The organism is Aminiphilus sp., from assembly GCF_029975095.1.
GTDB lineage: Bacteria > Synergistota > Synergistia > Synergistales > Aminiphilaceae > Aminiphilus.
Genome location: NZ_JARKPW010000081.1, coordinates 1 through 8,392 on the forward strand (window position 1 = coordinate 1; position 8,392 = coordinate 8,392).

General features: G+C 60.9%; 7 protein-coding genes. All 7 read right to left on the reverse strand.

Going from position 1 to position 8,392, the window contains the following annotated elements:
- On the reverse strand, positions 1–591 hold a 591-nt coding region (locus tag Q1K49_RS04915), incomplete at its 3' end, for an aldehyde ferredoxin oxidoreductase N-terminal domain-containing protein (protein WP_300523465.1).
- An 11-nt stretch (positions 592–602) separates the two neighbouring features.
- The gene (locus Q1K49_RS04920) at positions 603–1,532 is read right to left on the reverse strand and encodes a glycine betaine ABC transporter substrate-binding protein (RefSeq protein ID WP_300523468.1); all 930 of its coding nucleotides are present in this window, start codon (positions 1,530–1,532) and stop codon (positions 603–605) included.
- Positions 1,522–2,268, reverse strand: coding sequence for an ABC transporter permease (locus Q1K49_RS04925; RefSeq protein WP_213694331.1), 747 nt, complete (start codon positions 2,266–2,268; stop codon positions 1,522–1,524). Before Q1K49_RS04925 ends, Q1K49_RS04920 begins: the two co-directional genes overlap by 11 nt.
- Entirely contained in the window at positions 2,268–3,401 is a 1,134-nt protein-coding gene (locus Q1K49_RS04930) for a betaine/proline/choline family ABC transporter ATP-binding protein (protein ID WP_213694330.1), read from the reverse strand. The genes Q1K49_RS04925 and Q1K49_RS04930 overlap by 1 nt, the downstream gene beginning before the upstream one ends.
- 22 nt (positions 3,402–3,423) lie before the next feature.
- Positions 3,424–4,581: a histidinol-phosphate transaminase gene (hisC, locus tag Q1K49_RS04935; protein ID WP_213694329.1), complete on the reverse strand. Its 1,158-nt coding sequence runs from the start codon at positions 4,579–4,581 to the stop codon at positions 3,424–3,426.
- Between the two features lie 3 nt (positions 4,582–4,584).
- A complete protein-coding gene (locus Q1K49_RS04940; protein ID WP_213694328.1) occupies positions 4,585–6,252 on the reverse strand; it encodes a 5-guanidino-2-oxopentanoate decarboxylase in 1,668 nt (555 codons plus the stop codon).
- A 583-nt stretch (positions 6,253–6,835) separates the two neighbouring features.
- A partial coding sequence (locus Q1K49_RS04945) for an HD domain-containing phosphohydrolase (RefSeq protein ID WP_300523474.1) occupies positions 6,836–8,392 on the reverse strand: 1,557 nt, incomplete at its 5' end.

Consider the following 8,392-nt stretch of genomic DNA (forward strand, 5'->3'; position numbering starts at 1 on the left):
CTTGGCCCCCATGACGGCCCCAACACCGATTCGTCCCGCCGCCCGGTGGCGGTGCATCACCGAGGCGAAACGGACCAGATTCTCTCCTGCGGGACCGATGGAGAGGACGAGCAGGGAGGGATCTCCCACCATCTCCGCCACAAGACGCTCTTTTTCCAGGGTCGTCTTTCCCAAAAGCGCTGCCCCGGAAAGAAAGGAGACCTTTCCATCGTCCAGAAAAAGCACGCACGGTTCCGCCGCGGCACCGGTCACCACGAGCACGTCCACACCGGCTTTTCGTAGGGCGATGCCCGCATCGCACCCCATGCGGCTCTCCCCCCAGGCACCGGTCAGCGGAGAGGTGCAGCAGATTTCCAGACTTCCCCCTCCGGGAACGCGGGAGTCCGTCAGCGGCCCCGTGGCGAAGAGGAGTAGGCTCTCCGGGTGCAAGGGGTCGAGGCGGGGGGGCTGATGCTCCAGAAGGCATCGGACCGCATAGCCCGCACCGCCGATACACCCGCGCAGGTCCTTCCGAAGGGGATGTTTCGTCACCGTCTTCCGCGCCAGATCCACCCAGAGTTCGCATCCCGCGTATCCCGGAGTCTTTTCCACGTTCCCGCCTCCTAGAGGAGTCCTTCCTTTTCGAGGAAGTCCCGGGCCACTTTTTCCGCCTCCATGCCCTCGTCGAACTGATAGTTCAGCTCCGTCATGGTGGCCTCGTCGATGCGGCCGCTCACCTTTTCAAGAATATCAAGCAACTGCGGATATTTCGCGAAGGTCTTCCGGTTGATGACGAAACAGGCGCTGTAATCCGGGAAAAAACCCTTGTCATCCTCGAGGATCACCAAGTCGAGCTTTCTGATACGTGAGTCCGTGGCATAGGCGGCGATGACATCGACTTCCCCTGCCTCGATGGCCTTGTACATGAGGGCATATTCCATGGGAAGCACTTCTTTGAAAGAAATTCCGTAGTGTTTGCTCCATCCAGGATAGGCATCATAACGGGAGTCGAAGTTAGAATCCCCCCCGAGACGCCACTGCTTCGCGAAAGGTGCGAGGTCCGATGCCTTCTTCAGGCCGTACTTCTCCGCGGTCTCCCGGCGCACCGCCATGGCATAGGTGTTGTTGAAGCCGAGAGGTTTGGCCCAGCTCATGTCGTACCGTTTCTCGAATTCACTCTTGACGAGAGCGTAAGCCTCGTCGCGCCCCAGGGTCGGCCCCTCGTAACGCAGCAGGCCGATCAGGTGGGACCCTGTCCAGCAGGGATAGATGTCGATCTGGTTGCTCCGCATGGCCTCGTGGAGCACCGCCACACCCGCGAAGTCGGGATTGAAGTTCACCTTGAGCCCCGTGTGAGCCTCCACCAGAAGTTTCGCCATGTTGGCGAGGATGTTCGATTCGTTCCAGGGCTGTCCGCCGATACTGATGGTTCCCTTGTAGTCCTTGGGCGCCTCGGCAAATGCCGGTACCACCAGACTACCGAGCAAGACCCCCACAAGGGAAATCCCCATCACGCCGAAGCTCCACCACATCCGTCGGTTCTCACATCTCATGCCGCACCATCTCCTCTCCTGGAACATCTTTTTCCTCACGGACACTCTCCTCCGCCGCATACTTGCGCGCCAGCCGGAGCGCCCTCCTTCGAGGCTCGAAATGATTCTGGAGCATTTTCAGGCCCTGGTCCGCCAGAAGGGCCAACACCGTCGCAGGCAGTGCCCCGGCGAGCACCACTTCCTGCCGCAAGGCACCGAGTCCCGCGAAAATCAACTTGCCGAGCCCCCCTCCACCGATGGCCGAAGCGAGGGTTGCCGTGCCGATGACCCATACCGTGGCAACCCGAATGCCCGCGATGATCACCGACCGGGCCAAAGGAAGCTGGACCTTGAGGAGAATCTGCGTCTCCGTCATGCCCATGCCCCGGGCCGCCTGAATCATGACGGGAGAGACGTTGCGCAGCCCCGTGTAGGTGTTCTGCAACACCGGAAGCACCGCGTAGAGCACGAGAGCGCAGATGGCATTGTCGTTACCGATACCGAAGACGAAAATAAGAAACCCCAAGAGAGCCAGGCTTGGAATGGTCTGAAAGACGTTCGCCACACCGATGACCACCGAGGCGAGCTTCTCTCGCTTGGTGAGGTAGATCCCCAGGGGAATGCAGATGAGGAGGGTAATGCAAACGGCGATGCCGGAGATCATCACGTGCTGCCCCGTAAGAGCCAGGATGCGGGGCCAGTTCTCCGACACATAGGTAACGAAGAGTTCCCAGAAGGTCCGTTCGGGAGGAAACATCAGGCGTTCTCCTCCTTCCTGCTCCGGGAAAGCCTGCCGATGGCAAGCCTGGCCAGGCTTCCGCTGGTGACCACGCCCAGAAACTCGTTTTCCCGGTTCACCACGGGGATGGAAAGATCCATGTCGGCGAGCATCTCCGCCGCATCCCGCATGACCGCCTCCTCGAGGACGAGCTTTCGGTTGCGCCGCACCGCCTCCCGAAGGGTTCCCCTGTTCCGGAGCGTCCGTTTGAGCACCGGCAGATAGAGCATGCCCATCCAATTCCCTCTGGCATCCACCACCTGGGCGGTTTCCAGGCCGTCGTCCTCCATGCGCTCCAGGACATCCCTGGGATCTTCTCCGGGAGCAACCCGAAGGAACGGATCGTGAAGCAATATCTCCAGCGAGGATTCGGGAGAGATGGAGGCGAGACGGTCCTCGCCGATGAAAGAGCGCACGAAGTCATTGGCGGGCGCATTCTGGATCTCCTCGGGAGATCCCATCTGCTCGATCTTTCCCTGGCGCATGAGCACCACACGGTCCGCCAGCTTCAGCGCCTCGTCCATGTCGTGGGTGACGAAGACGATGGTCTTCCGCAAGGACTTGTTCAGTTCCTTGAGTTCGCTTTGGAGCACGTCCCGGGTAATCGGATCGAGAGCGCCAAAGGGTTCGTCCATGAGCACCACCGGAGGATCCGCCGCGAGGGCCCGCAGGACACCGATGCGCTGTTTCTGCCCTCCGCTGAGCTGGTCGGGAAGACGGTGCCGAAACTTCGCCGGGTCCAGCCCCGCCAGGACCAGCAGCTCGTCGACCCTGGCGTCGATGCGTCCGCTGTCCCATCCGAGAAGCCTGGGCACAATGCCGATGTTCTCCGCCACGGACATGTGGGGCCACAGGGCGATCTCCTGAATCACGTAACCGATGCCCCGGCGAAGCTGCACCGGGTCCACCGAACGGATGTCCCGACCGTTGACGCGAATGCGTCCGGAGGTGTTCTCCTCAAGACGGTTTATCATCTTCAGACTGGTGGTCTTCCCACAGCCGCTCGGGCCGATGAGCACCACGAATTCTCCCTCTCCGACATCCAGATCCAGTTCCTTCACCGCCTCGGTGCCGTCGGTGAAAACCTTGGAGACCGCCTCGAAGGTTACCATCCGCACCTTGCCTCCTTTTTCATTAAAGCACCACGTTCCATTCCATGTTTTCAGTTGTACCGGAGCGTTCAGCGAGCGCGGGCACCGCTTCGTCGAAGGTCCGAAGAAAACGGTCCGTCTCCTCCGTGGTCCCCACGGTGACGCGTAACGCACCCGAAAATCCCCATCCCGAACAGGGGCGGACGATGACTCCCTGCAGAAGCAACTCCTTGGCAAGAGATTCCCCGTCGTAGGGTGTGTCCGCAAAGACGAAATTCGCCCGGGAGGGCACCACGAAACACCCCCGATCCTCCAGTGCGCGCTGCAGCCGTTCCCGGTCGGCGAAAATGCGCTGCCGCGCCGCCTCAAGCTCCGCTTTTCCGTGGCGCAGCAGCGCCACGGCTCCAGCCAGAGCAACTCTGTTGGCGTTGAAGGGCTCGCTCACCGTGTCGATGGCAGTGACAACGTCGGCGGAGGCCAGGGCGTATCCGAGCCGTGCCCCGGCGAGCCCGTAATATTTGGAGAAGGTTCGCACGACGATGAGGTTTCGTTTTTCCCGAAGAAGCCGCACTCTGTCGGGGAGCTCCTCCGGCGGCGCGAACTCCGCGTAGGCCTCGTCGAGGATCACCCAGGCCGTTTCCGGCAGACGATCCAGAAGACGTTCGAAAGCCTCTTTCTCGCAGACACTGCCGAGAGGATTGTTCGGATTGGAGATCCACACCAGCTTCGTCTTCGCCGTCACGGCATCAGCCATGGCATCGGGATCGACCCGCCAGTTCCGGACCGGGACTTCCACCACCCGGGCCCCCATGAGGCGGGAAATTTCCTTGTACAGGCCGTAGGTGACCCCCGAGCGGATCACCTCGTCTCCCTCGTCGAGAAAACACTTGCCCAGGTTCTGGAGCATGCCCTCCGCGCCGTGACTGACGGCCACCTGCGAGGCATCCAGCCCGTGCAGCTCCGCGAGCAGATGCTTGATCTCCGTGAATGTCGCGTCCGGATAGCGGTGCACCCGCCGCAATTCCTCCGTCATGGCCCGCAGCGCCGTAGGGAACGGGGCGTAGGGGTTCTCGTTCGATCCCAACTTAATCACGTCGGTGAGCCCCAGCTCCCGCTCCACCTCGGCGATGGTCTTTCCCGGGATATATCCCTCCATGGCGATCACAGCCTTGCGCAATCCCCTCACGTCATGCAGTGCCATACCCTACACCTCCCTGCCGGCATCCACGCGGATAAGCGTGGGCGTCTCCCGTCCCAGCGCAGCCGCGACCGCTTCGGCCAACTCCGCCCCGGACGAGGCGACAACCCCGGAAATGCCGTAGGATGCGGCCAGAAGCCTCAGATCCGGCCCGAACAGATCCACCCCCAGATATTCCCCGGGATGCCGGGCCTCCTGGTTGCGTCGGATCTCTCCATAACCGCCGTTGTCCCAGATCACCACGGGAAGGGAAAGTCTCTCCTGACAGGCCACGGCCAGCTCGGACAGGGTGAACTGAAACCCTCCGTCCCCGGAGAAGACACAGACCGGGCGATCCGGAGCGGCGAGCTTCGCTCCCACCGCTGCCGGCAGAGCATAGCCGAGCGTTCCGAACCCGACGGGATGCAGGAAGGACCGGGGGGATGAAACAGGAAATTCGCTGAGCGCCACATAGGCGGGACCCGTCATGTCCATGACGAGAAGCCCTTCGTCGGGGAGTCCCATGCGAAGCCCCCGGAGCATGTCCAGCATGAAGGGAAGTGCCGTGCCCATGCGCGTTACCGCAGCAAGTTCGTTTTGGGAACACTGGAGCAGGGCCTTGACCGCCTCCGACCGGGGGGGGCGGGAGACATGCAGGTCCGCGAGAAGGCGGCGCAGCACATCTCGGGCGTTTCCCTCAAGGGAAACGTGGGCGGGAAGGTTGCGCGAGAGTGCCGAAGGATCGGTATCGATGCGAATGAGATGCCCCTTCGGGCGAAGCGGAGCCTCCCAGAGATCCGTGGGTGCCAGTTCCGTTCCGACAGCGAGAAGAATATCCGCCTCCTCGACGGCGTTGCGGACCGACGGAAAATGCAGACGTGCGCCGAGGGAGAGCGGGTGCTTTTCGGGGAGAACTCCCTTTCCGGCCGTTGTGGTGACCACGGGGGCACCAAGGCGTTCCGAGAGTGTTTCGATCTCCGGGGCTGCCGTCACGGAGCCGCCTCCGGCGAGGAGCATCGGGGTGGAAGCATTGCGAAGCAGGGAAATCACTGCGGCAAGATCGGTTTCGGGAGGGGGTGGGCCCGGTGGAACAGAGAGGTCCCGCATGCCCGGCGGCGCGGTTTTCGGATCGCGCCCCGAGGCGGTGAAACCGGGCCACGCAAAGGACGAGATCTCGCCGATCTCCGTACCCAGCACATCCAAAGGAATCTCCAGATGTACCGGTCCGGGGCGCCCGGAAAGGGCGGTCCGCATCGCCTGCGCCACGGCGCAGGGAATCTCTTCCGCAGCATGGATGCAACGACTTTCTTTGGCCACCGAGGCGACCATGACCGTGCTGTTCCGCAGCTCGTGGAGAAAACCGCTTTTGCCGGCGAGAAAAGCCCGTGGCACCTGGCTGGAGATCACAAGCAGGGGAACGGCGTCGGCAAACGCCTGCCCCATGGGGGTGAGAATGTTCGTGAGCCCCGGTCCTGAGATTACCAGGGCGACACCGACCCTTCCGGTGGAGCGGGCATAGCCGTCGGCCATGAACCCGGCCCCCTGTTCGTGCCGGGCCGTGACGACCCGAAGAGCGCTTTGCAACAGCCCGTCGTAGATATGGAGCGTATGCAGGCCGGGAATGCCGAACACCGTATCAACACCGCACATTTCGAGGCTTTGCACCACGAGATGTCCGGCGGATTGCTTTCTCATTCCACCAACTCCTTCCTCCGTTCCACCTTCTTTTCGTTTTTTCCGTGTTCTTCGATCCATCGAGGCGGCAGTGCAGAAAAAACCTTCTTTTCCCCCTCTGCCGGGGAAAAGCCTCTGCGGTACATACTTCTGCTTCTTCGTCTCCCACGATGCTTCTGCGAAGTGTCCGCCGGTTGCCTCGTTCGGAACGGGAACGTTCCAGCATTTGAATGGAACTGAATGAAAAGGGGGAACCACCTACGGAGACCTCGCAAATTTACCATACGACCACAGCGCAACAAGACAACTTTTAGATGAGAGCACTGCAAAAAGAGCCATCTCCACCTACAACGCCAAGATAGCATACCCAAATATGGATCAGATGTCAAACCGAATGGATTCATTCCATTCCAGAAAGTGATGGAACTCCTCGAAAAACAAAAAGCGGCACACCCTGACAGGTGGTGCCGCTCGAAAAGGAGGACATTTTTTTGAGTTCCTCCACCGCTCAGGTCACTGTTCCGGGCCCCCCGATTCCGTTCCACCCCGAGACATTGCCCCTTTCAGAAATGCCGGCAACACCTTCGAAGCGGTCCGGCATTCTTCAGACGTCCCTCTCGTTCCTGAAACGCTCGGCAACCTCCTGAAATTCCTCCTCAAGGGCCACAAAGGCACGCACCACTGCCGGATCGAATTTCATTCCGCTCTGAGCACGGATGAAAACCGATGCATCCTCGTGCGTCCAAGGCACCTTGTAGGGACGACGGCTCCGCAACGCATCATACACGTCCGCCAGGGCCACGATGCGCCCGTTCAGCGGGATGGCGGAGCCTGCAAGCCCTCGGGGATATCCGGTACCGTCGTAGTTCTCGTGATGGGAGAGCGCGATCTCCGCCGCCCCTTCGAGGCTCGAATGGCCGTGGAGAATGTTGTACCCTATGGTCGTATGGGTCTTCATGATCTCGAACTCTTCAGGCGAGAGCTTCCGTGGTGCAAGGAGAATGCCGTCGGGAATGCCGACTTTGCCGATGTCGTGAAAAGGAGCGAACGTCTCCAGGTCCAGAAGCTCCTTCCCCACGAGCCCCAGATAGGCACCCACGATGCGGCAATAGGCGCTGACCCGCAGGAGGTGTGCCCCGGTCTCCATATCCCTCGCCTCGGCCGTTTCCGCAAGAGCCCTGTACAGGTCGAGCCGCGTATTCCGTTCCTCCTCCACCCTTCGGGTAATGTCCATGGGTGTTCCGAGAAAGGCCGTCAATTCACCTCGCTCGTCCCGCACCGCGCTGATGTAGAGACGAACCCACAGAAGTGTTCCGTCTTTGCGGCGATTGACGAGTTCTCCTTCCCATCGTCCCTTTGCCGGATCGACGATACTCTCCCACATTTCGCCGAAAAGACGGTCGTACTGCTCCTCCGTGTATCCCAGATCCCGATAGACCTTTCGCCCAGGGTTGAGAATACGCGGCGTCTTCCCCAGCGCTTCCTCCTGGGAATAGCCGTAGAGTTCCTCGAAGGCCTGGTTCACGTAGAGAATTCTGCCTGTTGTATCCGTAACGGTCATGCCGTGAATGGCGCCCTGAAAAGCCCGGTGGAGAAGTTCTTTTTCCCGGCTGATCTTCCGGTATTCCGTGACGTCCGTCACATTCGCCATGCATGTTCCCTGCCGGGAAAAGGGGGAGAGCTTCACGTCGTAGAAATGGTCCTTCCAGGCGATGTCGAAGCTCAGGACATCACCCGAAGCGAAGCTCCTTTCCAGAAGTTCCCTGTAGTTCGGCGGCAACAGGTTCTCCAGACCCCGGAGATCCTCGAAGCCGTGTTCTCCGAGCCATTTCCACGCACTGGGATTGGCGAAGGAGATGTCCCCCGTGGTGTCGATCTGAAAAACCATGTTGGGGTTCGCGAGTGGGAAGAGTGCCATGCGCTGCAGTTCCCCGGAAAGACGGTACTCCTCGGAGACGTTTCGCCCGAGGCAGGTGAATCCCTCCACCTTCCCCTCCTCGGAAAAATGGGGGATCACGCTCCAATGCACGTGAAACTCCTTTCCCGCGGTAGTAATGTGATGAAGCCGGAACGAATCCGAAGCGGAACGTTCCCCGGCGATGGCCCCCAAGGTCTGCACGGCCTGGGTCAGCTCTTGCCCGGGGGGGAGGCCGCAGCTGAT

Coding starts and splice junctions, on each gene's coding strand:
- Q1K49_RS04930 (WP_213694330.1), bottom strand. CDS start 3,401: ATGGTAACCTTCGAGGCGGTCTCCAAGGTTTTCACCGACGGCACCGAG.
- Q1K49_RS04925 (WP_213694331.1), bottom strand. CDS start 2,268: ATGTTTCCTCCCGAACGGACCTTCTGGGAACTCTTCGTTACCTATGTG.
- hisC (WP_213694329.1), bottom strand. CDS start 4,581: ATGGCACTGCATGACGTGAGGGGATTGCGCAAGGCTGTGATCGCCATG.
- Q1K49_RS04940 (WP_213694328.1), bottom strand. CDS start 6,252: ATGAGAAAGCAATCCGCCGGACATCTCGTGGTGCAAAGCCTCGAAATG.
- Q1K49_RS04920 (WP_300523468.1), bottom strand. CDS start 1,532: ATGAGATGTGAGAACCGACGGATGTGGTGGAGCTTCGGCGTGATGGGG.